Source organism: Halorussus salinisoli, assembly GCA_005239435.1.
Taxonomy (GTDB): Archaea; Halobacteriota; Halobacteria; order Halobacteriales; family Haladaptataceae; genus Halorussus; species Halorussus salinisoli.
Window position 1 is genome coordinate 194,399 of record SZNP01000001.1, and the last position, 26,211, is coordinate 220,609.

Below are 26,211 nucleotides of genomic sequence, written 5' to 3' on the forward strand. Positions count from 1 at the left end.
CCCCCTCACAGCAACCCCTTGGCGGTCAGCCAGTACGACTCGTTGTACGAGAGCTTCGCCCAGTGGATGAACCGCGACGGGTCGGGCAGACTCGGCTGTTCGCCGTAGTTGAACTTCACGAACGTCGCCTCGTCCATGCCCGTCTCGATGAAGCACACCGTCTTGCCGTCGTAGCGCGCGGTCGGGGTCCGACCCCGGACCCTGCTGGCGATGCGGTCGGCGACGACGCCCGCCTCGAAGTGGGCGACGCTCCCGGCCTTGCTGGTCGGCACGTCGGCGCTGTCGCCGAGGACGTACACGTCGTCGGCGCGCTCGGATTCGAGGGTGTGGTTGTCCACGTCGGCCCAGCCGTCGTCGCCGAGTCCGGCCGCCGAAATCAGGTCGTCGCCGGTGTGAGGCGGGATGGCGACGAGGAGGTCGTACTCCATCTCGGTGCCTTCGGCGGTCGAGACGACCTGCTCGTCGGGGTCCACTTCGGTCGCGTTGAAGAACGTCTCGACCGCGATGTCGCGGTCATCGAGTCGCGGGGTAGCCCACTCGGCGATGGACTCGAGCCCGTGCGCCCGGCCGATGGGATAGGTGTAGGTGATGTCCACGTCCTCGCGTCGGCCCTGCTTGCGAAGCCAGTCGTCGGCCATGAAGACGAATTCGAGCGGTGCGGCCGGGCACATGTGCGGCGTGCCGACGACGCTCAGGACGAGGTGGCCCTCCTCGAAACTTGCGAGTTCGGCCCGGAGGGTTTCGGTACCGTCGGGATTGTAGAAGTGGTGACCGCCCTCCTTCAGGCCGGGCGTCTCCTCGGGCACGACGCTGGCCCCGGTGGCGATGGCGAGGTGGTCGTAGCCCAACCTCTTCCCGTCCCGTCGCTCGATTCGCTTCGCCTCGGCGTCCACGTCCACGACGCGGTCGACGTGCAGGTCCACGCGGTCGTCCAGTAGTTCCGAAAGCGGTCGCCGGGCGTCGGCGACCTCGCGCTCGCCGAACGCGACGTAGAGGAACGTCGGTTTGTACGTGTGGTTCGGGTCGTCGGTGACGAGTTTCACGGCGACCTCCCCGGCGTCGATTTCGGACGCGAGGTCCTCCGCGAGTCGGTTGGCGAGGACTGTGCCACCGGTGCCACCACCCACGACGACGATGGTTTCGGTCATGATTTCCTCACGTAGATGCTCCAGTAGTCGCCCCGGTCCACGGTGTCGAGCAGTTCGTGTCCGGCCTTCTCGACCCACGCCGGAACGTCGTCCTTCGACCCGCTGTCCGTGGTCTGGAGTTCGTACACGGTTCCCGGTTCACCGCTCTCGACCTTCCCGATGAGGTCCATCATCGGACCCGGACAGGTCGCCTCGCGGGCGTCTATCGTCACGTCTGCCTCGATTGTCGTCTCGGTCATGGGTTTCCTCGTTCGAACGGACGGACTCCCCTGGAATAATATTGTGCTCTAGTTCCAAGATTGTGGGAATCCGAATCTTCGGGCCCGAACGCCCGCCGGAACCGGAAGATAGCGTGCCGTCAACCGAGGTCGTAGTAGTCGGTGAACACCTCGACGGTCTCCTTGAACAGCGCGAGGATGATGGGACCGACGAAGATGCCGATAGCGCCGAGGAAGTAGGCCGCGCCGAACACCCCGAGGAGGATGACGCCCGAGTGGAGTGACGACTCCTTGTCGATGACCAGCGCCCGGAGGTAGTCGTCGGTGACCGCGACCACCGTCATCCCGTAGATGACCAGCAACACGGCCCCGAGAACTCGGCCGTTCACCGCGAGATAGATGGTCGCACCGCCGAGTACCGGAGCGACGCCGACGATGGGCACCATCGCCAGAAACATCATCACCACGGTCCAGAACGCCGCGTTCGGAACTCCGAGCGCGAACAGGCCGAGGCCGGACACGAACCCCTGAATGGAGGCGACGAAGACGTGACCCTTCAACACCGCCCACGTCGCCTCCTCGGCCTCGGCGTAGAGGTCGTCCTGCACCGCCCGCGGAAGCGGGGTGACGTTCTTGGCCCATCTGACCAGCGTGTCGCCGTCCTTGAGCAGGTAGTAGAGCAGAAAGAGGAGCAGGAGGAGGCCCAGCGTGAAGTGAACCCCGGCGCTCGCCAGTCCGGAACTCCGCTCGGCGAGCGCGGAGGTGAAACTCCCGAAAAGTTGGTCGAAGCGCCCGCCGATTTGGACGCCGATTACGCGTTCGACGATTCGCTCGACGGACTGGTACGTCGGCAGTTCGCTCACGCTGGTCGGGAGTTCGCCCACGTCGGCGAGCGCGACTCGCAGGAACAGTCCGACCGGACCGACGAAGAGTACGACAGTCAGAGTGACGAGCGTGAGCGCCGAGAGTCGCGACCCGATTTCGGGGGCGAGACGCCGCTGGGCAGGCCTGAGGACGAACGCCAACAGCATCGCTCCGAGGACGTAGGTGAGGAACGGTCTGACGACGAGAAACGACAGCCATGCGAGTACCCCGACCAGAACGGCGGCGAACGCGGTCCGCGCCTTCATACCTCCGACTAGAGACTTCCGGAGTGTAAAGTCCAAGCGGCCGAAGCGGAGGGTAGCGGTCGGTTTCGCGCGGTTCGGCGTCGGCATCGTCGAGCTCGTTACGAAAGAATGGAGAACATCCGGATAGAAATTATAATTATTGCTAAGAGAAACGTTTTGAATCCCAATTACACGCGAAGCGAAGGAAAGAGGTTGGACGTCGTTTACTCGGGCTTCAGACCGGCGTCTTCGACGCGCATGACGGCCTCGCCGTCCGCGAGGTTGGGCGCGTCCACGAGGCGGACGATACGCTTGTCGCCCTTCGACTTCCGGAGGTAGATGCGGAACGTGGACTTGTGGCCCAGGATGTTACCACCGATTGGCTGAGTCGGGTCGCCGAAGAACGAGTCGGGGTTCGACGCGACCTGATTCGTCACGACGACCGCGGTGTTGTGGAGGTTGCCCACCTTGTCGAGGTCGTGGAGGTGCTTGTTGAGTTTCTGCTGGCGCTCGGCGAGTTCGCCACGGCCGACGTACTCGGCGCGGAAGTGAGCCGTGAGCGAGTCCACGCAGAGCAGGCGGACGGGATACTCGTCGTCCTGGGTCTCGTTGGCGAGTTCCTCGGCCTTCTCGGCGAGGAGCATCTGGTGGTTGGAGTTGAACGCCTTGGCGACGTGGATCTTGTCGAGGAAGTCCTCCACGAGTTCCTCCATTGCCTCGTCTTCGTCGGGCGTGCCCTCGATTTCGCGCTCGTCCATCGCGGCCTGAATGGCCTCGTCGGGCAGGCCTTTGACCATGTCGTCGATACGCTCTGGTCGGAACGTGTCCTCGCTGTCCACGAACATGGCGCTCCCGCCGAGACCGCCGTGTTCGCGCGGAAGCTGGACGTTCACCGCGAGCTGGTGGGTTACCTGCGACTTCCCGGCACCGAACTCGCCGTACACCTCGGTGATCGACTGGGTTTCGACGCCGCCGCCCAGCAGGTCGTCAACCTCGTCGATCTTCCACTTGAGCTTCCCTATCTTCTCGCGGCGCTCCAGCACGGCCGCTCCGGTCTCGAACCCGCCCACGTCGGCGGCCTCGCGGGCCGCCTGAACGATGTCGGAGGCGGTCGAATCGCCCACGTCGGCAGTGTTGGAGAGTTCGCTAGGGGCCGCGACTGCGAGGCCCTCGTAGGAGTCGAAGCCTGCGTCTCGGAGCTTTTCCGCCGTCGCCGGACCGACGCCCGGCAGTTCTTCGAGGTCTGCGTCTGCTGCCATCGTATGCCTGCCTTGTGCTCCATGGGTTATAAACCCCAGTTAACACCAAACTGAAAGTGAAAATGTGGGACGGGAGCGGGGTGGTGACGTTCGTCTGACGGGGTTTAAAATGAGAAGAGTCGGAGTGCCGTCGGTCCCGCGCTACTCCCACGGGTGCCGGCCGGGAGAGTCGGGCAGGAGCGCGTACCAGTACTCTTTGTTCGCCTCGATGTCGAGTTCGCCGTCGAGGTTACTCTCCAGTTTGAACTCGGCGCTGGAGTCGCGGTCGTCGGTCCCCTTCGGCACGAGGGGGTAGTACGCCCCGCGACGGAACGAGTAGACCCAGTAGGCCTTCTGTCCGTCGCGTTCGAAGGCGAAGAGGGCCGCGAGGAGTCTGGACCCGTAGCCGCGCTCCATCAGCGTGTCGGCGGCGAAGTTGAGGCTGGTCACGAGGTCCTCGAAGTCGGAATCCCGGAGGACGACCCACGAGTAGCCGTAGTCGTCGGTGCGGGCCTCGGTCTCGGTGCCGGTCTCCTCCGCGCCGACTTCCAGAATCTCGTGGACCTCCTCGACGGCGTCGGAGAAGTCGGCGCTATCGACCTCCGAGAAGCAGAGCGCCGCTTCGCCGACCGCCTCGTAGCCCAGTTCGGCCTCCATCGTGATGTACGCGGTGCTCATCCCGAACAGGTCCTCGGGGTCGGCCTTTCTGGTGGCGTCGGCCTCGGCCCGGATGCCCAGCACTTCCCGCAGTCCGTCGAGCAGTCCCATGTCTCTCCCTTCGGGTTCTCGGATAAAAAGGGTCGGCTACGGGACCGAGACGCTCATCGACGCCCGGTAGTACGCTCCGTCGTACTCGACGTAGGTGCCGAGCGACCCGTCGGGGAGTTCGCCGCTCCCGAGTCGTTCGAGTAGGCTCCGGAACTCGTCGGAAATCGGGTCGAACTCCGAGTAGTAGTCCTCGCTGGCTTTCCGCAGCATCTCCTCTTGTTCGGCGGTGAGGTCGGACGGGCGGAAGGTCGCAGTCACCACGGTCTCGGCGGCGCGTCGCTCGAACGCCGCGTCCGAGGTCGCCACCTGCTCCAGCGCGTAGGTGTACTCGGTTTCGGTGACGGTCCGCTCCTCGACAGCGAGGCGGACGTACCGCTCGCGGTATTTCAGGTACTCGTGTTCCGGTTCGGGGAGTAGTTCGGTCTCGCTCGCGTCACGACGAAGCACGTAGAACTCTCCCTCGTCGCCGGCGGTGGCGAGAGCGAACTTGACCGCTCGGCGGTCGCTGTGGATGTACCGGTCGATATCGACCGCCGATTCGACTTCGCTGGCGTCCACGTACTCCCCACGGAGCGTCGGCCGGGACAGGGATTTCTCACCCGTCTTCTCGACGCTGACCCGGTAGTAGACGCCCTCGTACTCGACGTACGCGCCGTCCTCTATCGGTCGATGACCGTAGACCCAGGCGTCTTCGTCTCCATCGACGGCGTTGGCGACCAGTCGTCGCTGTTCGGGCGCGTAGTCGTCCGCACCGAGGGCGGCCGCTTCGGCGAGACCGCCGGGACCGACCGAATCGAGCGACAGGTCGTAGCTTCGGCTGCCGTTTCCCGCGCCGAACAGGACGCATCCCGGGAGGGAAGCGACGCCGAGGAAACTCACGGTAGTGCGACAGAACCCGCGTCTGTTCATGCAGTCGAACAGCGAACGAGAAAGTGAATACTTTGTGTACCGCCGCCTACATCTCGCGTTCGAGTTCCCGGAGGCGCTCGACGCGCTTCTCCGTGCTCGGATGCGTGCTGAACACCTTGCCGATGAAGTCGCTCTTGACGGGGATGATGAAGAAGGCGTTCATCTCGGACTGCTCGCGGAAGTCCTCCTTCGGAACCTTGCTCATCCCGCTGTCGATGGTCATCAGCGCGGAGGCCAGCGCCGAGGGCTTGCCCGTGATGGTCGCACCGCCGCGGTCGGCCGCGAACTCGCGGTAGCGCGAGAGCGCCCGGATGAGCAGGAAACTGATTATCCAGACCACCAGCGACGCGACGATGGCGACCCAGACGGGGGCCTGATTCCGGCCGCGATCGCCGCCGAACCACCAGCCCCACCGGACCACGAGGAACGCGATGGTCGAGAGGAACGACGCGATGGTCATCACCATCATGTCGCGATTCTTGACGTGGGCGAGTTCGTGGGCCAGCACGCCTTCCAACTCGTCCTTGTCGAGCGTCTTCATCAGACCCGTCGTCACCGCGACTGCGGCGTTCTTCTGCGAGCGCCCGGTGGCGAAGGCGTTGGGAACGCGACTGTCCACCACGGCCACCTTCGGTTTCGGCAGGTCGGCCTGCTGGGAGAGTCGGCCGAGCGTTCGATGGAGTTCGGGATACTCGTCCTCGCTGACCTCCTTCGCACCCATGCTCCAGAGGGCCAGTTTGTCGCTGAAGAAGAACTGGCCGAGCGAGAACGCGCCCATCACCAGCACTATTCCGAGTAGGCTCGCGTACTGGGAGAGGATGGCGATAAAGACGATGTACAGCACGAACAGCAGGAACATCGTCAGGGCCATCCGGCCTCGTAGCCCCCAGTCTGCTTTCCATTTCATGTACGACCCTAGGGGTTCACCGTTTTTAAACGTTCGTCGCCCCCGACCTCCGGACTGCACCGCCATCGGCGGTCGGTTCCGTCCACGCAGAATCTACTTGGTCCTCCCCGCTGTCAGTTTCTCGTAGTGTCTCACCAGTCGACCAACCCGGTCCGGCGGGTCGGGGTCGCCACCGGACTCACCGTTCTCGGGGTCCTCTTCAGCGTCTTGCTGTCGATTCCGGCGCTCGCGGTGTCGCTGAACGCACTTGCGCAGTTCACGCTCGCGCTCGTCCTCTCCGAACTGGGGTTCGTCGCGGCCGCGCTCCTGTTCCTCCGCGCGACCGACCAGGGCCTCGACTACCTCCGCGTCCGGATTCCGGACTCGCGTGCGCTCGGGTTCGTGGTCGCCGGGACCGTCGCGCTGTTCGTCTACCGACTCGTCGCCATTCTGACCGCGCAGGCCGTCGGTCTCCCGCTTGCGGGCAACTCCGTCACGCAACTCGCTGAGGAGGGCGTCCTGTCAACACTGCTCCTGCTGGTCCCGCTCTCTATCCTCGTGGTCGGCCCGGCCGAGGAGTTGCTCTTCCGGGGAGTCATCCAGTCGTATCTCGACGGCGCGTTCTCACGCGCGCCTGCGGTGGTTCTCACGAGCGTCCTCTTCGCGCTGGTCCACTTACCGACGACGTGGGTCGCCACCCCGAACCCCGTTGCGGTGTCGGTGACGCTCGTCATCCTGTTCGGTCTCTCGATTCTGCTCGGGTATCTGTACGCCTGGACCGACAATCTGGTCGTCCCGATTCTGGTTCACGGTCTCTACGACGCGCTGCTGTTCGGCTTGGCGTATCTGGTGTTGTCGTCGGACGTGTTACCTGACGGGTCTTCGATGGTCGCCCTGAACGTTTAGGCCCGTCTGGTCGTACCCCGAGTCGATGCCACAGCAAGCAATCGTCACGGGCGGTCTCGGACGCTCCGGCCAGTGGATAGTCGACCACCTCGCCGACGAGGGCTGGAAGGTGGTCTGCGTGGACCAGACCCATCCCGGGTGGGAAATCGACGCCCGCGACAATCTCGATTTTCGGGCCGCGGACCTCACCGACCGCGGGCAGACGCTCGACCTACTCGCCGAACTCGACCCCGACGCCGTGGTCCACTGGGCCGCCCTGCCCTCGCCGACGCGACACGCCGGAGGTCGGGTGTTCGAGACGAACGTGCTGGCGGCGTACAACGTCCTCGTGGGCGCAGGCCGGGCGGGTGCGCGCGTCGCGTGGGCCTCCAGCGAGAGCGCCTACGGCTTCCCCTTCGCCGAGGAGAAGCGCCTGCCCGACCGCCTGCCAATTCGGGAGGCCGACGCTCTGCGCCCGGAGGACCCCTACGGAACCTCGAAGGTCGTCGGCGAGGAGGTGGCCAAGATGGTCACGCGCCGGTTCGGGGTCTCGGTCGCCTCGATTCGACCGTCGTGGATTCAGTACCCCGGCGAGTACAACTGCGTCGAGGCCCGCGAGGACCTCGCGGCGGGCGCGGGCAACTTCTGGTCCTACGTGGACGCTCGTGACGTGGCAGGCGTCGTCGCGGCCGCGCTGGACGCCGACTTCTCCGGTCACGAACCGTTCCACGCCGCGGCGGCGGACAACTATCTGGAGATGCCCATCGAGGATGCGCTCCAGGAGTACTTCGGCGAGGTGCCCGACGACTGCAACGTCTCGGGCGGCGAGTCGGCCCTTTCGGTGAGGAAGGCCGACGAAGTGCTGGACTGGGAACCGGACCACTCGTGGCGTGAGGCGGCCGACGAGGACGTAGTAGGCCCGGAGTTGACGCGTAACAGTTGACGCGTAACGGTTGAGTCCACTGTAGACCCCCGACCACCGTTTCCGATACGAGTCCGGAAGCGACGTCGTGCGACCGTATCGGCGCGGTTCACCGCGGTTCTCCGACTTCCCTTCTCGGCGACAACCGGGCGTTACCTCGGGGTACCGAACCGGGTTCGTCCCGTATCGGTCTCTTTACGCGTGAATAATCGGCTCGGGAACAGTTCACCCGGAAGCGGTCGTTCTCGGACGGGCTATCACCGAATCCGAGTTACGGTGTCCCCTACGGGGCTAGTCGTCCAACAATCACTTTTTCGCTGTCAACACGTCCTTGTTCCGTAGACGCATACCTGGACCCGGAGGGGTGGCGCGAACAGTGCGGCGATTACCGAAACTATAACGCGGTCGGATATTCAGAAACGAGAAAGGGAACTGGACCGTTGCACGCCCGTAATTTCCGAGCAGTGTGTTGATACAAACGTTACTCTTCCTAACGATGATGCGGGTTGATGTAGAATAGCATGGGTAATGATATCATGGTGCGAGAAACTGGACCATCCGCGACAGCATCTCGTCGAACCGTTCTCAAGATTCTCGGCGCAGCGGCAGCGACGACAGGTGGCGTCGGTACGGCGGTCGCGCGAGACAGGCAAGCGAGTGCCAGTCTCGAAAAACTCGGTCACTCCCTACTCTCGAACGTCGAGGGAGGGTACACCGAAGCCGCTATCCGGGACGACGGTCGGTACGGACTCACCGGGAGTTTCCTCGGAACTGGGGGGAGTTATCTCGTCGACCTCGAAGACCCGAGTAATCCGACGGAAGTACATCGACTCCCATCGTCACCGCTCGTCAGGAACGCCGACGTGAAGTTCGACAGTCGAGACGGTCTCTACTACCGGTCACAGGAACCGAACCGGGGTGACGTGTCGGTCGAGGGTGCGGCCGTAATCGACTACGGGTTCAGCGAGGGGTCCCCCGAGAATCCGGTCTTCCTCTCACATCTCAACTCCGGACCGACCCACAACCTCTTCCCACATCCGAACGCGTCCGTGGTATACACCGTGAACGCTCACGAAGGGGAGTTCGGTTTAGACGTCTTCGACGTCAGCGACCCGGCCAACCCGAGTAAAGAACGGGTTGCCGGACCTCCCGGTGCACTTCACGACATCGTCATCGACCCGAACAGCGAACACATGCACGCCGCGTACATCGATGGGGAGACGCGAGGTTACGTCATTCTCGACGTGAGTGACCCGCTGAGTCCGAGCGAGGTAGGCAGATTCAGCTACGTGGACAGACCGACGTACAGCGATGCGGGCATCGTCGGCTTCGAGAACGCCCATTACGCCGATTACGACCCACGGGGACTCGGAATCGTGGGAGACGAAATGGCATACGGCATCCCCGGCGGGAAGCACTTCTTCGATATCGGTTGGGAGGAGGGGTCGCCGAGCAACCCGATACACGTCGGATTCACCCGGTCGCCGAACGCCGAGATGATGGACCCGGACCCCGACAAAGACGGCGAGGTCGAAGGATGGGAGGCGTTCGACTGGACGACGCACAACCACGACGTGGTGCCGATGGGCGACCAGTCGCTACTCGTCAGCGGCGACTATCTGGAAGGGGTAGTCCTCTACGATATGACGGACCCGACGAATCCGACGCCCATCGACCGGTATCCGACCAAAGATAGGGCCAACGAGGTCGAGGGGCCGATATTCGACGTCGGCCATCCGCCGTTCTGTTGGGGTGCCAACTACAACGAGGCGACCGGTATCGTGTTCGTAACCGACCTGATCACCGGGGTGTACACGTTCCAGGTCAACGCGTAGCGCCGCACTCCGCGACGAACTACGCCGAATCGGCCGTGACGAACAGCGCCGTCGTGGGTCCGTGGCGGCCGGGGTTCGGCCCGGGCGGTTTTTTCCTCGGCACCCGAAATCCGCACATGAACCGGACCGACCGCGGGAAGGTGCTGCTACTCGGTAGCGGGACGCTCGGTTTCGGGTTCGGCGCGCTCCTCGACGTGGTGGTCTTCCACCTGACGCTCCAGTGGCACCACCTCCTCTCGGGCCGGATTCCGACGACGACGCTCGGCGGCCTGCAGGCGAACGTCTACTACGACGGCCTGTTCTCGCTCGCCATGCTCGGCGTCGCGCTGGTCGGCGCGGGCCTGATGTGGCGGGTACTGAACCGGTCGTCGGAACCCTACTCCGCGATGCGAACGTTCGGGAGTCTCCTCGTCGGTGCCGGACTGTTCAACGTCTTCGACGGCACCGTGGACCACTACGTGCTGGGGCTTCACGACGTGGTTCACGGGACGCAGGCGTTCAACCCCCACTGGGTCGGTGCGAGTTTGTTGCTGTTGGGTGTGGGAATACTGATTTCGACGAGGTAGGGTTTACTCGTCCGTTCCCTCCCGTCTCGTCGGCGCGGCCGTCTCGCCAAATGAGAAATGTACGGTCTCCCGGCGATGTAATCGAGGGTGTACGTCGATGGTCCCCTTCACTCGATTCGCTGGCCTCTCGAAAGCTAGTGTTGACTGACTCCGTTCTTCAGACTTAAACCCCCGAACGCCCTACGAACGCCCATGACTACTGAAGCCCGCGAGTTCTGTCCGAACTGCGGGGACCCCATCGAGGTAGACCCCGCCGAGCGGACGCCCCTCCCAGACGCCGCCGGAAAGCGCGGCAAGGAGCAGAAGCTCTGCGATTCGTGCTACTTCGACCGCTTCGACCTCGTGGACGCGCCCGACCGCATCGAGGTGCTGGTCTGCGCTCGGTGCGGTGCGGTCCACCGCGGCAACCGCTGGGTGGACGTGGACGCCGACGACTACACGGACATCGCTATCGAGGAGGTCAGCGAGGCGCTGGGCGTCCACCTCGACGCCTACGACGTGTCGTGGCAGGTCGACCCCGAGCAGGTCGACCAGAACACCATCCGGATGCACTGTCACTTCTCGGGCATCGTCCGCGAGACGTTCGTCGAGGAGGAGGTCGTGGTGCCCGTCAAGATTTCGCGCCAGACCTGCACGCGCTGTGGGCGCATCGCGGGGGACTACTACGCCAGCACGGTCCAGGTCCGCGCGCGGGACCGCGACCCGACCAGCGAGGAGGTAGAGCGCGCCGAGGCCATCGCCCACGAAATCGTCGCCGACATGGAGGCGACCGGCGACCGAGACGCCTTCGTGACGGAAGTGAGCGAGACCGACGACGGCGTGAACATCAAGGTCTCGACCACCAACATCGGGAAGAAGATCGCCGCCAAGGTGGTCGAGGAGTTCGGCGGAAGCTACTCGGACTCCGAGACGCTCGTGACCGAAGACGAGGACGGCGAGGAGGTGTATCGGGTCACGTACGCCGTGCGCCTGCCGCCGTACTCGCCCGGCGAGATTATCGACCTCGCGGACGACGACGACGGCCCGGTTCTGGTCCGGAGCGTTCGCGGGAATCTGAAGGGGACGCGACTCACCACCGGTGAGCAGTACGAGGCCGGATTCGAGGAGGGCGACGCGCCAGAGGCCCGGCGACTCGGCCGGATGGAGGACGCCGAGGAGACGACCCTCGTCGCGGTCGAAGACGAACGCGCGGTGCAGGTGCTCGACCCCGAGACCTACAGGACGGAGACCATCGCGCGGCCCGACTACATGGACCCCGACGCCGAGACGGTGCCGGTGCTGAAGAGTCGCGCGGGCCTCCACGTCGTGCCCGACGAGGGCGGAGACGGTGAGGATGGCGAGTAACGACGGTCTCGACCTCGCCGCGGTCGTCCGCAAACCCGAGAGCGAGGCGACCATCGCGGCCCTACGGGACGAAGGCGTCTACGACGCGACTCGGAAAGTTCGGGAGTACGACGAGGAGACCGTCGCGATTCCGGTAACCGACCCGCCGCAGGAGACGCCGGTGTCGAAGGTAGTCGAGCAGGTCGCCCCCGAGCGCAGACTGCCGGACCTCGACGCTCTCCTCCGCCAGCGCGGGTGGTCCGACGAGGAAATCGAGCGCGCGCCGGGGTCGTGGGCGGTTGTCGGGAGCGTCGTCCTCGTCACGTTCGAGGACTGCCCGCGCAGAGCCGAGGTCGGCGAGGCCCTGCTGGACCTCCACGGCGAGGCCGACACCGTGCTGGCCCACGAGGGCGTCTCGGGCGACCACCGCGAACCCTCCGTCTCGGTCGTGGCGGGCGCGGGCGACACCGAGACGGTCCACACCGAGCACGGCACACAGTACGCGCTGGACTTCGCGGAAGTCATGTTCTCGCCGGGCAACAAGGCCGAGCGCGCCCGGATGGGCGAGGTGGTCGAACCGGGCGAGCGCGTCTTCGACATGTTCGCCGGTATCGGCTACTTCACCCTGCCGATGGCACGCGCCGGGGCCGAGGTGACGGCCGTCGAGCGCAACCCCGCCGCCTTCCGGTTCCTCGTCGAGAACGCGATGCTCAACGACGTGTCCGAGCGCATCTCGGCGTTCCGCGCGGACTGCCGCGACGTGGAGGTGGACCCCCGAGCAGACCGCGTGGTGATGGGCTACTACGAGGCCCACGAGTATCTCGACGCCGCCCTCGCCGCACTCGCTCCCGGCGGGGTCGTCCACGTGCACGAGGCGACGCCCGAGGACCTGCTCTGGGACCGCCCGGTTTCGAGGCTTCGAGACGCGGCCGAGAACGCTGGTCGGGACGTGGAGGTTCTGGACCGCAGGAAGGTCAAGAGCCACAGCGAGGGCGTCTGGCACGTCGTCGTAGACGCACGAGTCGAGTAACCGGTCGAGAGAAGAGTCGGAGAGACGCGACCCGACCTGTGACGTCGGGCGAACGCTCGGTGAACAAGTCCACCGAGCGCGACTGACGAGGTAGAAGGTCGTCGTTTTCTTCGTTTCCGCGACCGCAACCGCCGACTCGGAGGACGACAAGCCGCTAGCTACTGCTCGAACCGGTGACTCGTTCAGTCGGCCGACCTCGTGGACGGTCCACCGGCCGTTTCGTGAATCGTCGCAGAACACAGGACGCGCTGAAGGGGGCGATTCACGGGACGCGCAGAAGGTGACAACTCACGGGTCGGAGAGCGGTTGCGGTGGCGGTGCGGTACGATTAACTCAAGCAATAGCTAGCTTCCCGTCACCTTCGCCGTCTCCGGCGCGTCGGTTCGGACCCGTCTCGCTACTGCTCGGCCGCACTTTTAAGCGTCGCCGTTCTGACGTCAGCGTATGCCCAAGTGTCCGTCCTGCGGCGGTGACGCGGCGAATCCGGACTACCACCAACAGATGGTCGAACCCAAGTCGAATCGAGACGGCGTGACCGTGACCGCGACCACCGGTCAGCGGTACTGGATGGTGTTGTGTCCGAACTGCGACGCGATTCTCGGCACCGTCCAGAAACGGCAGTAGGCGAGAAACGTCTGCATATGGATGAGGAATGAAAATAGTTGTTTAGGAATCATCCACCTATGTCTGCCTGGAGTGGACTTCCGACGAGAACTGGCATCGAGTCCGCCGCGGTGGTCCGGTCGGCCCGCCGTCGCATGGTCGACCGTCCCCGTCGCATGGTCGAACGCCGCCATCGCGCGAACCAAAATATTATCTCGCTCGAATCGCTTCCGTTCCGTATGGACGACGACACGCGACAGAAACTGATCTCACTGCTTCTCGTGTTCCTGATGCTCAGTTCGGGCATCGCCTACACGATTTCGCTCATCTGAGCGGCGGTCGGCGAGCGACCGCCGCGCCGATTCTACCGCCCGTAGCGCGTCGTCGGTCACTCCACGTCCCACACGTCCGCCATCGGACTCTTGCGGCCGGTCGAAGTGCCACCCGACGCGTTCCCGTCGGACGGACTCTCGCCGGACGAACTCTCGCCGGACGCGTCGTCGTCCGACGACTGATTGCTCGCGGACTGCCCGCCCGAGGAGCGCGACGCCGACCCGGAACGAGACTCGCCGCGAGAACGCGACTGCCGACTCTGCCGCCCGCGCCGACCTCCGCCCGCTCCCGCCCCGGCCGCCGACTGACTCGCGCTCCGGGGGGCGAACTCCGGCAGGTCCGGGCGACTCGTTCGCTCGACCTGCTCGCGGAACCACGGCGGCGTGTCGGCCTCGGCGCGGTCGAACACTTGCAGGAGACTCGAATCCGCGAGGTAGGTCGCGCCGTAGTCGTCGGGCGACCGGACCACCCGACCGCAGGCCTGAATCACGGTCCGGAGCGCGGCCCGGTAGTACCACGCCCACTGACCCTCTTCGAGGCGGTGGGCCACCCGCGAGTCGTTGGTGTTGAGGAACGGGGCCTTACAGAGGACCTGCCAGCGCGCCAGGTCGCCCTTCAGGTCGAGCGCCTCCTCCATCTTGACCGAGAGGAACACCTCCTCGCCGTCGGTGGCCTTCCACGACTCCAGTTGCGCGTCCCGGCTCTCCTTGTCGTGGGTCCGAATTCGGTCTCCCACTCCGAAGTCGTCGAGTCGGTCGGCGAGTCGCTCCTGAATCGCGTAGGAGTGGGCGTGAATTATCCCCTTCTCCCCGCGATGCTTCTGCATGATTCGGACCACGGTCCGGGCGATGTCGGGCAGGGTGTCGTCGCGGTACTCGTAGGTCATCTTCCCCTGGGTCACGTCGTAGAGCGGCCGGTTCTCCACCGGGAAGGTGTGCCCCACGTCCACCAGCGCGACGTTCGCGGGGTCGAGACCCACTTGCCGACAGAACGCCTGCTTGTTCAGAATCGTCGCCGACAGCAGGGCGAACTTGTTCCCGCGCTCCCAGACGGTGTGAGAGAGGTACCGCTCGGGATTCATCGGCTTGATGGTGATCGGGCCGCCCTCGTCGCCGCTTCCGCCCTCTTGCTGGTCCACGACCCACGTCGTCGCGCTCTCCGAGTCGCGGTAGTCCTCCACGAACCAGTCTAACTCGCCGATGAGTTCTTGCAGTCGGTCGCGTTCGGCGGCCTCCTGCGGCGAGAGTTCCTGCTTGGCTATCAGGTCGTCCTTCCGACGCTCGCAGACGTTCTGGAGTCGGTCGGCGTACTCGACGGCCCGGTCTACCCCGGTCATCTCGGGTATCTTCAGGTCGTCCCAGATCGGGACCGTCCGGGGGTTCAGGTCGATGGCGGCGTACATCTCCGCCCACTCCGCGAGTCCGTGGGCCTCGTCTATCACCACCACGTCGCGCTTCCGGAACACCTCCGACCCGGCGGTCCGCATGAAGTAGGCGAGGGTCATGGCGGCGATCTCGCGGTTGCTGGCGATGGCCCGGTCGGAGAAGTAGGGGCATCGGTGCTTCACCGAACAGTCGTACCCCTTCTCGCGGGCGCAGGGAGCGCGGTTCACTGGAGTGTCGGTCTCGCCCGGCAGGATACAGGAGTAGTTGCGCTTGCCCCGGATTATCTTGAGGTCGTCCAGCAGGTCGTCCTCGGCCACGTCGTCCAGTTGGGAGACCTGCGGCGTGGTGTAGTACGCGCCGGTCGCGTCGCTCGGCGCGGCCTCGTCCGGCGGCCGGGCGCACCCGGCGATGGCCCGCGCGAGCAGGGACTTTCCGCTCCCCGTCGGTGCCCGAATCAGCACCACGTCGTTGCCGCCCTCGAAGGCGTCCCTGACGTCCGAGAGGGCGTCGCGCTGGTTGCCGCGATAGGAGGGCGCGGGAAACTCCTCGGTTATCCGGTCGGGGTTCACTGTTCTAAGTCACGACGGTATCGTGAATAAAGCCTGTTGGTTCGGGCGATTCGGCTATCGGTCGGAAGACGCCCGACGATTCGAGGTGGCGGAACTACGACTCCCTCAGCGCCGCCACGTCTTCCGCGTTCGGGTCGTCGGGCAACCGCTCGATGCAGTCGAAGCAGAGGAAGTGTTCGGTCCCGTCGCTGTCGAACTCCAGCGTCATCCCGCCGGTCGCGTCGTGTTCGAGGGTCCAGAGGTTGGCGATGCCACCTGCGATTTTGACCTGCTCGCCGCAACCGTCGCAGGTTTCCTTGGCCATGGCCGGAATCAGCGCCTCCAGCGACAAAGCCCTGCCGACGAACCTCCGTTGACGCATCGTTCAAGACGAACTCCGAACCGTATTTATCCTAGTTCGTAGTGAGAGTGTGTATCAGAGTCGGCCCCGGCCGACGTGGGAGAGAACTAATGCACGAACCAGAATCGTTCGTAGCGACCGCGGTCGAACTCGGAAACTACTCGTCGAACGTCTCGCAAGCGTTCTACGACGCGGACGGCGACGAGACGCTCGTCCAGACCGTCTTGGAAGCACTGGAGGCCGCCTCGGAGTGTCCGAGCGACGAACTGAAAGTCTGTCTCTACGACGCCGTCGACCCGGACGCGCTCGAAGCCGTCTTCCGACCGACGCGCAACGGGCCGCCGCGCGACGCCGGCCGCGTCTCGTTCTCCGTCGGGGAGTTCGCGGTCGACGTCCACGCTAACGGACACGTCTTCGCCCGGCGGACGAACTGACTTCGGTCGGACACGCCAACTTCGGGACCATGGCGGTTCCGGGCCGTGACGATTCCGACTACACCTCGTCGTCGGGGTCGTGTCTGTCGGCCATCCGGGATACTTCTGCGGCGTACCGTTCGCGGATTTCGGGGTCTTCGACCGATTCGAGGCGGTCCGACGTCACGTCGATGGCGGCAGTCGTCGGTTCGACCAGTACTTGCTTGGTTCGGTTCGTCCGGAGGTACCGTCCGCCGTCCGGCGTGGCGTAGGTGATGACGATGTTGTGTTCGTCCCGTGCGTAGGTTCGTTCGACCATCCAGACCCTGACGGACTCGCCCTCGGCGTCGGTGGCCGTCTGCTCGCGTTTCATGCCCGACGGTTCCCGTTCGGGGGCTTTAGTCGCAGTCCCGAACCTGTAGGGTCGCGGAATCGGGGCACGGAACTGAAGACACTCACTCGTGAGTCGTTACCGGCCACCCTTCCCCTTATGCTACTCGTCCGCGTACTCCCGCGAGACAGCTATGGAGGTGAACTGCGAGGGGTGTGCCGGCTGTTGCATCGACTGGCGGGCCATCTCGTCCGCGCCGAGCGACCACGAGCGCAGGGGGCCGCGCGAGCCCTTGGACGACGACTACAACCTCGTACCGCTGACTCGCGGAGACGCCCGCGACTTCCTCAATGCGGGGCTGGCCGACGTGCTGACGCCGCGACTCTGGCGCGACGAGTCGGGCGTCGAAATCGACGGCGTGTCGCTGTCGGCCATCGACGACAAGCCCGCGTTCTTTCTCGGACTTCGGAAGTCCCCGAAACCGGTCGCTCTGTTCGACGCGGATTCGACGTGGCTCCCGACGTGCGCCTTCCTCGACCCGACGACGCTCCAGTGTCGGATTCACGACGAGGAGACGTACCCCGCGGAGTGCGCCGACTATCCCGGTCACAATCTCGAACTCGGCCAGGAAACCGAGTGCGAGCGCGTGGAAGCGACGTTCGGCGGGGAGCGACTGGTCGACGACGAACCGCCCGACGACCTCTCGGGATTCCTGTTCGGTCCGCAGGCCATCGGCGAGAAGGTGTTCGTCTTCCCGGACCCCGAGCGACTGGAGGGCGTCGTCGCGCGCGCGGCGGTCGACGAACTCACCGCCGAGGACCGTGCGCTTTTCGCCGCGGCCGCGGTCTCGTCCGCGCCCGGCACGACGACGGTGAACCGCGACCGATTCGAATCCGCGCTCGCGGCGGCCCGCGAGACCGACTCGTGGGTCGGACGGGCCATCGACGACTGGGAAGACCGTGCCGCGGACGTCGGTTCGGCGGCCCCGGACCCGACGCTGGCCGAGCGAGTCGAGGACGACCGCGGCGCACCCGAGACCCCCGGCTGGAACGGGTGAGTTCGCCGTAGCGACCGGGAGTTTACGGCCCCAAAAGTACTCTCTGCTACTCTACGAGTGTCGAGTAGAATCAGTAAATCGCTATTTACCTGACTTGATCTCCTCGAACTTGTCGAGGAGCGCTTCAGTGGAGTCGCCCGAATCGTATTCTACGGAGCCGTGATACGTGGTTCGGTCGTCGTCTTCGCTGACGTCGACAGTGTTGTTCTTGCGTTCACGGCGCTCGTGTTCGTCTTCGTCATAGGCACCCATTGACATGACAACCACACTCATGGGTTGGTCTCGGCCGGTAATGAATGTAACGGATAATCACATTCTTTTCGTTCCTCGAAAACAGGTCAAAATCTACGCGAACACGTTCGGAGTCCGGCCTCTTCCCGACCGTCTCCCCGCAATGCGTCGGGCGCAGGAATGGCCTAAAGCGAGATTCCCTCGCAGTTGACGTTTCGTTTCACCGAGAGTGACCGTTTACGTATCCCCTCGATTGCCTTCGACGTAGCGTCCGAGAGCGTTCGTCCAGCGAACGCGGCCGCGAAATCCCGGCCACAGCGGCACAAGAGGTAAATTCCTCGCGTGACTACACACGACCGTGGCAAGCCCGCTCCGCTTTCGCCGCTCTACGGAGCGGTGGACCGAAGAGAAGATCGAACGCGACCTCTACGAACCGCTCGAAGCCAAGTTCGGTGCGCAACTACTGACGCCCCACTACGTCGGGCCGTCGGGATACGAGACGCGACGCATCGAGATGGGGAACGGCGATCTCGCGCTGTTCCTCTGGAAACCCGACGACGGTGAGGCCTACTGGCTCGGAAACACCGAGACGCCCTCCGCGCTCTGGCGAACCGAGAAGTACACCTTCGAGGAAGTTCCCTACTCGGTCGCTCGGTGGGCCCAGCGCGAACTGCTCGCCGACCTCCGGACCGAAGACGCGTGGCTGGCCGACTACGACCACCTCTCGTGGTTCTTCCTGCCGGTGCTCTTCTCGAAGGACGGCAGACACTCCTCCCGGACGTTCTTCCGGGAACACGCCATGGGCTTCCCGGACGCGACCCGCGACGGCGCGCTCTCGTTCTACGAGGAGTTCCTCCGGTCGGGCGCGCTTGACGAGTACCGCTACGAGATGGCATCGAAACTCGGCACGAGTCCACAGGTCGACCCCGTGCGGATGGCCTCGGCGATGAGCGAGTTCACCGCGGCGAAAATTCTCACCGACGCCGGGTACGACGTGACGCCCGAAATCGAGGTGACGACCGGCCACTCGCTCGACTTCCGGGCGGAACCGCCCGGCGGCGGCGAGTCGCCGCTGGTCGAAGTGACCCGCCCCCGACCGCCGACGAGACGCCACGCCGACACGCCGGTCGCCGCGGTGCGCGAGACGGCCGAGACCAAGACCTCGGGCCAACTGCAGAAGCACGGCGGTGGCGCAGTGCTGTTCGTGGACTGCTCGGGATTCCGCGACGACGAGTGGGCCGCGGTCCGCGGCGAGCAACCCGCCGTGCGACACCGGCCCGCGGTCGTCTTCCGGGCGCGGCCCGACGGCTCTGTCGAGGCCTACCAGAAAGGGTCGCTCCCGCTAGACCTCGGCGGTGCCGTGCAGTGGATTTGACAAAAAACAGGAGTTAGCGAATCCCGAGGTTCAGAAGCTGACTTGGTTCGGGCCGAGCGTTCCGAGCGTCGTCGGGTCGCGGTCGCTGTACCCTTTTCGACCGATGGCTCCACTGCTGACGGCCGAGTAGAGCATCTCTTCCGCTTCGCCGGAGGTTCCGAACGTCTCGGACCCGACGCGCTGGAGTACCTCGCCGAGCGTCTCGGACCCGTTCGGGTGGTCGAGTCGGTAGTCGCCGTAGGAGTCGGCCAGTTGGTTCGTCGTCGCAGGGTAGTCGTGTTGGCGAAGTAGTTCGCTCGCCTGCTTCAGTGACATCGACAGCTTCTACATCAAAGTTAATTATAAACCTTGCTGCGGTAGGTCATTGCAGAATTTAAGGAATCTAAGGGCGGCTTATCCCGCCGATGGTGTCCGTTTCCATAGCGAAGCGTTTTCGGCGACCCACCGCGTTCTGGAGGTATGAGCGTCTTCGCGGACCTTCACGTCCACACGACCAACTCCGACGGCGAAATGACGCTGTCGGAGGTGCCCGCGGCCGCCCGCGACGCGGGCGTCTCGGTCGTGGCCATCACCGACCACGACCGCCTCCACCCGGAACTCCCGACACCAGTCACCGCGTTCGAGGGCGTGACGGTGGTTCACGGCATCGAGTTGCGCGTCGAACCGGAAGACAGCGAGCGCGTGGACCTGCTCGGCTACGGCGTGACCCCGACACCGGACCTCGTGGACGAACTCGACCGCATCCAGACCGATCGGAAGGAGCGCGGTCGGCGGATAATCGAGAACGTCGAGGACCATCTCGGTATCGACCTCGAAATCGAGGCCCGCGAGGGTCTCGGCAGGCCTCACGTCGCCCGCGCCGTCGTGGACTCCCCCGAGAGCGACTACGACGAGGTCGGCGACGTGTTCGACGACCTCATCGGCGACGACGGCCCCTGCTTCGTCGCCCGCGACGTGACCTCGTTCGAGCGCGGCGTGGAACTCCTCTCGGACGCCTGCGGACTCGTCGGACTGGCCCACCCGTACCGCTACGACGACCCCGAGACCGCACTGGAGTTGACGCGCCACCTCGACGCCGTAGAGCGATACTACCCTTACGGGGAGGAGACCGACCCCCGACCCGTCGAACGCGCTATCGTGGACCACGACCTGATTCCGACCGGCGGGAGCGACGCCCACGACGACCAACTCGGCAAGGCAGGTCTGTCGAAACCCGAGTACCGCCACTTCCGGTCGTCGGTCAACCTATAGATTGCTTAAAGACGTACTTTCGTTTCTTTATACTAATTATTTGTTTCTACCGCTGTCCGAGAGTCTTCCGGGGGAATCTGAGAGTGGAGAGCCGACGAATCGGAAACGAACGATGAAACCTAGGCGAGAAAGCAGTGTCGGGAAGAGAACGGGGAGTGGAGTCGAGTGGAGGGTAGCTACTTCGTGAGCCACGGAGTTACCGCACGGCACTGCAACCGCACCGTAACCGCGCCCCGTGCCTCCCCGCTTGCGCACTCGTCCGCGCACCGCAAGCGCGGACGAGTGCGCGGCGCATCCCGTGAACTGTGGCCTTCAGCGCGTTCCGTTGATTGCGACAATCCACGAAATCGGAGTCTGTCACACCCTGCGGTCACGCCTGGCGGACTGGTCCACGAGTCCCGTCCGGTGTGTCGAGTCATCGGTTTACGTAGTAGTGGTCTGCCGTGTTCGCGTCCCGTCGTTCGCTGTCTTCCTCGCCGCCAACTCTTCCCGCCAACTGTCCTACTTCTCGCCAGCCCCGGGTTTCACAGTCGATTTCTCTCCCCGACTGAACAGGTCCGGCGGACCGAACGCAGACGTTAAATTCCGTGACCGAGTAATTCGTGATATGCGGTGTCACTACTGCGACCGCGACGCGTCGTTCGCGCCCGAACTGAACGGCGTCCAAGTCGGCCTCTGCGAGACCCACTTCCGCGAGCAGTTCGAGTATCTCGCGGACACCGAGGCGCTGGCCTACCTCCGACAGGAGTTAGATGTAGACCGGCCGGAGTAGCCACTCCTTCGTTCACTCGCGCTTTCGATTCGAGAGAAAACGCTAGGTCAGGCCCGGCCGGCGTCCACGTCGATGGCGTCGACGGGACACACGTCCACGCAGAGCATGCAGTCGATGCACTGGGCCTCGTTCGCGGGGTCGGCCTTCTTCTCGCTCTCGGGGTGGTCGGGGGTGTCCACCCACTCGAACACGTCCACCGGGCAGTCCTCCAGACACGCGCCGTCGGCGATACAGAGGTCGAAGTCCACCGCGACGTGGGTGCCGTGGATGCCCAGCTTCTCGGGTTCGTCTACGGGACCCCACACGTCGTGGCCCTCGTGGTCGTCTACTTTCTCGCGGTTCTCGTGAAATTGCGGGTCAATTGCCATGGTAGTTCACCTACTCCTACTTGGGCGACTGACCACTTAAAACACGGTCATTCATTTAAACGTACCGACGCGGAGATAGGGTTTAGGCCGGGCTAAAAACGCGTGACGGGCCGGATTTGCGGATTTCGGCCGTTAACTCACTCGAAAGGTTTTAAATAGAGGTAGGGAGCGGTCGTCGGCCTCGTTCCGTGTCGGACTTGCCTCCGCGAGAGTTTTATCAGCGGCCTGCGACGGAACCCCTATGGAGAAGGTCCGCATCGAGAACGTCGAGTCACGAACCGGCCCCGCGGACGTGAAGCGACCGCTCACGCGCGCACTCGGCGCGACCGACCTCTCGCTGAACTACTACGAACTCGCGCCGGGCGACAGTTTCGCGTTCGGCTATCACGCCCACTCGAATCAGGAAGAGGTCTTCTACGTCCAGTCGAGTACCGTGACCTTCGAGACCGACGACGGCGAGGTCGAAGCCACTTCCGGAGAGGTCGTCCGATTCGCTCCCGGCGACTATCAGCGAGGCGTGAATCGAGGCGACGAGCGCGTCGTCGCGCTCGCACTCGGCGCACCGCAGGACAGCGGCGACCTCGACCTGCGCCGGGACTGTCCGGACTGCGGCGAGCGGACCACGAACACCATCGAGCGCGCCGGGGACGAAACGGGCCTCGTGACGGTCTGCGAGGACTGCGGTGCGGAGACCGGTCGGTTCGACTAGTCGCAATCGCAGTTCGGGTCCGGACCGAACGCGCTCCAGACGACTCCGAGAACCCCGACCGTCAACATCGTCACCAACACCTGCACGACGCCCGCACCCATTCCTCCGGCGACTGCACCGCTCGCCAGCGCGGCCCCGCCGACCGCGCTCCCCCCGACGCAACAGAGACTTGCGAGGCCACCGATTCCGAGTAGACGCCACGGCGCGTCGCCTTCGGCCATGACCGTGAGTTCGCGGGCACTCCCTTTCGCTCTTTCGTCTATAAATTTACAATAATTCCGTTCAGCGAGCGTTTTTACCGGATAGCGAACAACTTCCGGCCGATTCCCGTGTTCGGTCGCCTGTCGTCGCTCGCTCCCGACCGCCTACCTCCCTCGCCCGTCCGGAAGTACTATCTCTATCAGGTGACGGTGTCGTTCGGCTTCTTCTCGCCCATCTTCACCCTCTTCCTGCTCGACCGTGGTCTCGACTACACCGCTATCGCGTCGCTGAGCATGCTCTACTCCGTCCTGACCGTAGTCGGGGAGATCCCGACCGGCTACGTCGGCGACCGACTCGGCCGCCGGACCAGTCTTCTCCTGAGTTCGGGGTTCATGACCGTCTCGATTCTGGGATTCGCGGTCGTCCAGACGTACCTGGGATTGGTCGTGCTGTACGTCCTCTGGACGCTCTCGCTGGTGTTTCGGTCGGGTTCGGGCGACGCGTGGCTCTACGACACCCTCGAAGCCGACCTCGACGCCGACCGGTTCGCCCACGTCCGCGGCCGGGGCCAGTCGGTCCAGCAGACGGTCACCGTCGTCACCATGCTCGTGGGCGGGGTCCTGTTCAGCGTTCGCCCGACGCTCCCGTTCGTCGCCTCCGGAATCCTGAACGGAGCGGGCGTCGTCGTCCTCCTGACGTTCCCGAAGAATCGCCAGTACGCCGACGCTACCGATTCCGCTGACCCCGCCGACTCGGACGAGAGCGACGACACGTTCACCGTCCTCGACGCTCTGCCGGTCCTCCGCGAGCAGTTGGCCCGGCCGTCGCTCCGGTGGTTCGTGGCGTACGCCGCCCTCTTCTTCGGCGTGGTCGAGGCGGTCAACACCTACGTCCAGCCGATCAGCACGCAGACGCTCGGCGTTCCAGTCGCCTCCATGGGTCTGCTCTACGCCGCCTTCACGGGCGTCTCGGCGGTGGCGAGCTACTACACCGGGGCCGTAGAGGCTCGACTCGGTGTCCGGGGTGCAGTCCTCGCGGTCCCTCTCGTCCTCGGCGTCGCACTGGTCGCGCCCCTACTGTGGCCCCTGATCGCGTTCCCGGCGTTCTTCGTCCTGAAGGGGTCGCGCTCGCTCCTCTACCCAATCGTGACCCAGCACGTCAACGGCGAGGTGGAGTCGGTCGGGCGCGCCACGGTCCTGAGCGCGGTGTCGATGGCGTACGCGCTGGTCAAACTACCGCTGTACCTCCTCGGCGGTGTGGTCGCCGACGCCACCTCTGCGGTGGTCGCAGTCGGCGTCCTCGGCGGTGTTTTCCTCGCCGGGATTGCGGCGGTCCGGACCCTCGCGTCGCCGGTCGGCGAGCGCGGCCCGGATTCGACGTCCGGATAGCCGCACCGAGGTGCTACGGGTTTGCCGACGCGCGTAGCTTTTTCCCCGCGGCCGGACACGAACCGGTATGCCAACTCTCCCGAGTCCGGGTCTCGGTACCTCCGGCAACGACGACCCAGACCAGTGCGCCGAGACCGTCCGACGGGCCCTCGAAATCGGGTATCGTCACGTAGACACCGCCCAGATGTACGACAACGAGGCCGCGGTCGGCGACGGAATCGAGGCCAGCGACGTGTCGCGCGAGGAGGTCTTCCTCGCCACGAAGGTCCATCCCTCGAACCTCGCGCCTGAGGACGTGCACGAGACGACCGACGAGAGCCTGGACCGACTCGGCGTCGCTGCGGTGGACCTGCTCTACGTCCACTGGCCCATGCGGGCCTACGACGCCGAGGAGACCCTGCCGGTCTTCGACGAACTCCGCGACGACGGGAAGACCGAGAACGTCGCCGTGAGCAACTTCACGACCGAGTTGCTGGACGAGGCCCGCGAGATTCTCGACACGCCCGTCGCCGCGAATCAGGTCGAGATGCATCCGCTGCTCCCCCAAGACGACCTGCTCGACTACTGCCGGGAGCGCGACATCACGGTGGTCGCCTACGCGCCGTTGATGCAGGGCGAGGCGGGTGACGTGGACGAACTGGCCGAAATCGCCGACGACCACGACACCACGCCGGAAGCCGTCAGTCTGGCGTGGCTTCTCCAGCGAGACGGCGTGGTCCCCATCCCGAAGGCCACGGGCGAGGACCACCTCCGGGCCAACTTCGAGGCTCCGACCCTCTCCGAGGAGGACGTCGCGCGAATCGACGCCATCGAGGAGCGCGAGCGACTGGTGGACCCCGACGACGCGGCGTGGAACTGACGCCGCCGTTGCTTCTTCGGACCGCCTCCGTGGCTCGGCTCGGAGCGGTTCCACTTCGTCGCCGACCTCGATAGCGCCCGACCCGGACGCGAGGTGGATGGCTTCGATTGTTCCGGTTCCGTCCGTAGTCGGGTCTCGGAGTAGCGGGCCCTAAGCTTCTCCCGTCGTCCCCTCGCGTTCGCCGGCCCACTCGAGTACCGGCTTCAATCGCTCGGCGAGTTCGCTGCCGTCGGCGGTCATCTCGTACTCGACGCGGGGTGGAATCTCGTCGTACTGGGTTCGGTCCAGCAGTCTCGCCTCGGCGAGTTCGTCCAGTCGCGCCGACAGCGTGGAGGTGCTGGCGTCGGGTAGCAACTCCTCCAGTTCCCGGAACCGGGTCGGCTCCGTCGCGTTCACGACACAGAGGACCTGCATCGCGTACTTCCGACTCAGGAGGTCCATCACGCCGCCGAGTCGACAGTAGCAGGCGAGTTCGTCGGCCGCGGATTCGAGAGCTTTGGATTCGTCGGTCATGGCTTCGACTCCTCGAAGTTGATCCAATACTTCGGACTCGACAGTATAAGCACTTTGGGTACCAAAGTAATATCGATGCGAGAACGGAACTCCATCGACGACGACTCGAACGACGAACCGAACTCCGAACCAGTCGAGGACCGGCGACTGCCGCCCGAAATCGGCGGAAACCTCAAGTCGCTCCTCGGCACCGACGACCGTCCCGAGACGTTCGGCGAGTGCATCGACGCTCTCGCCGTCACGTTCGGCGACGACTGGCCGCCGGACGTCACCGACCTCTGCCACGACGACGAGGGCCACCACCGCGCCGAGACCGAGACCGACACCTACCGGTTCGTCTGCGTCCTCGACGCCGTGTTGCTCCCGTTCCTGACGGACAGCACGGTCGAGGTGCGCTCCGAAGGCCCGCGGACCGGTACTACCGTCACCTCGCACGTCTCGCAGGCCGGTATCGAGACCGACCCCGAAGACGCCGTGCTGTCGTTCGGAGTCGCGCCGGTCGACCCGAGCGCCGAACCGACGCCGGAACTGACCTACGAGACGATGTGTCCGTACATCCACGCGTTCCCCGACCGAGACGCTTACGAGGGATGGTCCGAGAGCGTCGACGCGCCGACGACGCCACTCCCGCTCTCAGACGGGTTCGCACTGGCGCGGGCGATGGTCCGGGCCTGAC

The 26,211-nt window shown here is 64.9% G+C and carries 31 protein-coding genes; 16 read left to right on the forward strand and 15 right to left on the reverse strand.

Annotated elements, in window-relative coordinates:
• Positions 1–5 precede the first annotated feature (5 nt).
• From E2484_RS05540 to htpX, 7 genes are all read right to left on the reverse strand, one after another.
• Positions 6–1,148, reverse strand: coding sequence for an NAD(P)/FAD-dependent oxidoreductase (locus tag E2484_RS05540; RefSeq protein ID WP_137284236.1), 1,143 nt, complete (start codon positions 1,146–1,148; stop codon positions 6–8).
• A complete protein-coding gene (locus tag E2484_RS05545; protein WP_137284237.1) occupies positions 1,145–1,387 on the reverse strand; it encodes a sulfurtransferase TusA family protein in 243 nt (80 codons plus the stop codon). The genes E2484_RS05540 and E2484_RS05545 overlap by 4 nt, the downstream gene beginning before the upstream one ends.
• Positions 1,388–1,506: 119 nt before the next feature.
• Positions 1,507–2,496, reverse strand: coding sequence for an AI-2E family transporter (locus E2484_RS05550; protein ID WP_170977249.1), 990 nt, complete (start codon positions 2,494–2,496; stop codon positions 1,507–1,509).
• 203 nt (positions 2,497–2,699) lie between these two features.
• The gene (gene radA, locus E2484_RS05555) at positions 2,700–3,734 is read right to left on the reverse strand and encodes a DNA repair and recombination protein RadA (protein ID WP_137284239.1); all 1,035 of its coding nucleotides are present in this window, start codon (positions 3,732–3,734) and stop codon (positions 2,700–2,702) included.
• A 141-nt stretch (positions 3,735–3,875) separates the two neighbouring features.
• The gene (gene pspAB, locus E2484_RS05560) at positions 3,876–4,481 is read right to left on the reverse strand and encodes a PspA-associated protein PspAB (protein WP_137284240.1); all 606 of its coding nucleotides are present in this window, start codon (positions 4,479–4,481) and stop codon (positions 3,876–3,878) included.
• A 36-nt stretch (positions 4,482–4,517) separates the two neighbouring features.
• The gene (locus E2484_RS05565; protein ID WP_137284241.1) at positions 4,518–5,390 is read right to left on the reverse strand and encodes a hypothetical protein; all 873 of its coding nucleotides are present in this window, start codon (positions 5,388–5,390) and stop codon (positions 4,518–4,520) included.
• Positions 5,391–5,436: 46 nt separating this feature from the next.
• Complete coding sequence (htpX, locus tag E2484_RS05570; protein WP_137284242.1) at positions 5,437–6,297, reverse strand: zinc metalloprotease HtpX; 861 nt, start codon at positions 6,295–6,297, stop codon at positions 5,437–5,439.
• A gap of 126 nt (positions 6,298–6,423) precedes the next feature.
• Here htpX and E2484_RS05575 point away from each other — a divergent pair, with 126 nt between their 5' ends.
• The 7 genes from E2484_RS05575 to E2484_RS05605 all read left to right on the forward strand — a co-directional run bounded on the left by E2484_RS05575 (position 6,424) and on the right by E2484_RS05605 (position 13,461).
• Positions 6,424–7,182, forward strand: coding sequence for a CPBP family intramembrane glutamic endopeptidase (locus E2484_RS05575; RefSeq protein WP_170977250.1), 759 nt, complete (start codon positions 6,424–6,426; stop codon positions 7,180–7,182).
• Positions 7,183–7,207: 25 nt separating this feature from the next.
• On the forward strand, positions 7,208–8,104 hold the full coding sequence (locus tag E2484_RS05580) for an NAD-dependent epimerase/dehydratase family protein (RefSeq protein WP_137284244.1): 897 nt from the start codon (positions 7,208–7,210) through the stop codon (positions 8,102–8,104).
• Between the two features lie 515 nt (positions 8,105–8,619).
• Positions 8,620–9,918 (forward strand): LVIVD repeat-containing protein, encoded by a 1,299-nt coding sequence (locus E2484_RS05585; protein ID WP_170977251.1) that lies wholly within the window; start codon positions 8,620–8,622, stop codon positions 9,916–9,918.
• 116 nt (positions 9,919–10,034) lie between these two features.
• Positions 10,035–10,484: a DUF2243 domain-containing protein gene (locus E2484_RS05590; protein WP_137284246.1), complete on the forward strand. Its 450-nt coding sequence runs from the start codon at positions 10,035–10,037 to the stop codon at positions 10,482–10,484.
• A gap of 192 nt (positions 10,485–10,676) precedes the next feature.
• On the forward strand, positions 10,677–11,828 hold the full coding sequence (locus E2484_RS05595; protein ID WP_137284247.1) for a 60S ribosomal export protein NMD3: 1,152 nt from the start codon (positions 10,677–10,679) through the stop codon (positions 11,826–11,828).
• Positions 11,818–12,837: a class I SAM-dependent methyltransferase gene (locus E2484_RS05600; protein ID WP_137284248.1), complete on the forward strand. Its 1,020-nt coding sequence runs from the start codon at positions 11,818–11,820 to the stop codon at positions 12,835–12,837. The genes E2484_RS05595 and E2484_RS05600 overlap by 11 nt, the downstream gene beginning before the upstream one ends.
• A 444-nt stretch (positions 12,838–13,281) precedes the next feature.
• Positions 13,282–13,461: a hypothetical protein gene (locus E2484_RS05605; protein ID WP_137284249.1), complete on the forward strand. Its 180-nt coding sequence runs from the start codon at positions 13,282–13,284 to the stop codon at positions 13,459–13,461.
• Positions 13,462–13,828: 367 nt separating this feature from the next.
• Here E2484_RS05605 and E2484_RS05615 read toward each other — a convergent pair whose 3' ends face one another.
• Together E2484_RS05615 and E2484_RS05620 are read right to left on the reverse strand one after the other, a co-directional pair.
• Complete coding sequence (locus E2484_RS05615) at positions 13,829–15,727, reverse strand: helicase C-terminal domain-containing protein (protein ID WP_137284251.1); 1,899 nt, start codon at positions 15,725–15,727, stop codon at positions 13,829–13,831.
• A 94-nt stretch (positions 15,728–15,821) separates the two neighbouring features.
• Positions 15,822–16,031, reverse strand: a complete 210-nt coding sequence (locus tag E2484_RS05620) for a DUF7561 family protein (protein WP_137284252.1) — start codon at positions 16,029–16,031, stop codon at positions 15,822–15,824.
• A gap of 146 nt (positions 16,032–16,177) precedes the next feature.
• Here E2484_RS05620 and E2484_RS05625 point away from each other — a divergent pair, with 146 nt between their 5' ends.
• The gene (locus E2484_RS05625; protein ID WP_137284253.1) at positions 16,178–16,501 is read left to right on the forward strand and encodes a HalOD1 output domain-containing protein; all 324 of its coding nucleotides are present in this window, start codon (positions 16,178–16,180) and stop codon (positions 16,499–16,501) included.
• Between the two features lie 58 nt (positions 16,502–16,559).
• On the opposite strand, the gene E2484_RS05630 is transcribed toward E2484_RS05625, so the two are convergent.
• On the reverse strand, positions 16,560–16,853 hold the full coding sequence (locus E2484_RS05630) for a hypothetical protein (RefSeq protein WP_137284254.1): 294 nt from the start codon (positions 16,851–16,853) through the stop codon (positions 16,560–16,562).
• Between the two features lie 151 nt (positions 16,854–17,004).
• On the opposite strand from E2484_RS05630, the gene E2484_RS05635 reads away from it, so the two are divergent.
• Positions 17,005–17,868, forward strand: coding sequence for a YkgJ family cysteine cluster protein (locus E2484_RS05635; RefSeq protein ID WP_137284255.1), 864 nt, complete (start codon positions 17,005–17,007; stop codon positions 17,866–17,868).
• 81 nt (positions 17,869–17,949) lie between these two features.
• On the opposite strand, the gene E2484_RS05640 is transcribed toward E2484_RS05635, so the two are convergent.
• Positions 17,950–18,126, reverse strand: coding sequence for a DUF5786 family protein (locus E2484_RS05640; protein ID WP_321112431.1), 177 nt, complete (start codon positions 18,124–18,126; stop codon positions 17,950–17,952).
• Between the two features lie 331 nt (positions 18,127–18,457).
• Between E2484_RS05640 and E2484_RS05645 the strand changes: the two genes are divergently transcribed.
• Positions 18,458–19,474, forward strand: a complete 1,017-nt coding sequence (locus E2484_RS05645; RefSeq protein ID WP_137284257.1) for a DUF5784 family protein — start codon at positions 18,458–18,460, stop codon at positions 19,472–19,474.
• A gap of 30 nt (positions 19,475–19,504) precedes the next feature.
• Here E2484_RS05645 and E2484_RS05650 read toward each other — a convergent pair whose 3' ends face one another.
• Positions 19,505–19,789 (reverse strand): DUF5789 family protein, encoded by a 285-nt coding sequence (locus tag E2484_RS05650; RefSeq protein WP_137284258.1) that lies wholly within the window; start codon positions 19,787–19,789, stop codon positions 19,505–19,507.
• Between the two features lie 144 nt (positions 19,790–19,933).
• Here E2484_RS05650 and E2484_RS05655 point away from each other — a divergent pair, with 144 nt between their 5' ends.
• Positions 19,934–20,725: a PHP domain-containing protein gene (locus E2484_RS05655; protein ID WP_137284259.1), complete on the forward strand. Its 792-nt coding sequence runs from the start codon at positions 19,934–19,936 to the stop codon at positions 20,723–20,725.
• 607 nt (positions 20,726–21,332) lie between these two features.
• Positions 21,333–21,497: a DUF6757 family protein gene (locus E2484_RS24800; protein WP_170977252.1), complete on the forward strand. Its 165-nt coding sequence runs from the start codon at positions 21,333–21,335 to the stop codon at positions 21,495–21,497.
• 47 nt (positions 21,498–21,544) lie between these two features.
• Here the strand turns inward: E2484_RS24800 and E2484_RS05660 are convergent, their stop codons facing one another.
• Positions 21,545–21,865 (reverse strand): 4Fe-4S dicluster domain-containing protein, encoded by a 321-nt coding sequence (locus E2484_RS05660; protein WP_135853481.1) that lies wholly within the window; start codon positions 21,863–21,865, stop codon positions 21,545–21,547.
• Between the two features lie 241 nt (positions 21,866–22,106).
• Here E2484_RS05660 and E2484_RS05665 point away from each other — a divergent pair, with 241 nt between their 5' ends.
• Entirely contained in the window at positions 22,107–22,574 is a 468-nt protein-coding gene (locus tag E2484_RS05665) for a cupin domain-containing protein (RefSeq protein WP_137284260.1), read from the forward strand.
• Here E2484_RS05665 and E2484_RS05670 read toward each other — a convergent pair.
• Positions 22,571–22,795 (reverse strand): hypothetical protein, encoded by a 225-nt coding sequence (locus tag E2484_RS05670; RefSeq protein ID WP_137284261.1) that lies wholly within the window; start codon positions 22,793–22,795, stop codon positions 22,571–22,573. The genes E2484_RS05665 and E2484_RS05670 overlap by 4 nt on opposite strands.
• Before the next feature lie 108 nt (positions 22,796–22,903).
• On the opposite strand from E2484_RS05670, the gene E2484_RS05675 reads away from it, so the two are divergent.
• Complete coding sequence (locus E2484_RS05675) at positions 22,904–24,163, forward strand: MFS transporter (protein ID WP_321111913.1); 1,260 nt, start codon at positions 22,904–22,906, stop codon at positions 24,161–24,163.
• 67 nt (positions 24,164–24,230) lie between these two features.
• Complete coding sequence (locus E2484_RS05680; protein ID WP_137284262.1) at positions 24,231–25,022, forward strand: aldo/keto reductase; 792 nt, start codon at positions 24,231–24,233, stop codon at positions 25,020–25,022.
• Positions 25,023–25,172: 150 nt separating this feature from the next.
• Here the strand turns inward: E2484_RS05680 and E2484_RS05685 are convergent, their stop codons facing one another.
• The gene (locus tag E2484_RS05685; protein WP_321111916.1) at positions 25,173–25,535 is read right to left on the reverse strand and encodes a winged helix-turn-helix transcriptional regulator; all 363 of its coding nucleotides are present in this window, start codon (positions 25,533–25,535) and stop codon (positions 25,173–25,175) included.
• A gap of 75 nt (positions 25,536–25,610) precedes the next feature.
• Between E2484_RS05685 and merB the strand changes: the two genes are divergently transcribed.
• A complete protein-coding gene (gene merB, locus E2484_RS05690) occupies positions 25,611–26,210 on the forward strand; it encodes an organomercurial lyase (protein ID WP_137284263.1) in 600 nt (199 codons plus the stop codon).
• Position 26,211 lies beyond the last annotated feature (1 nt).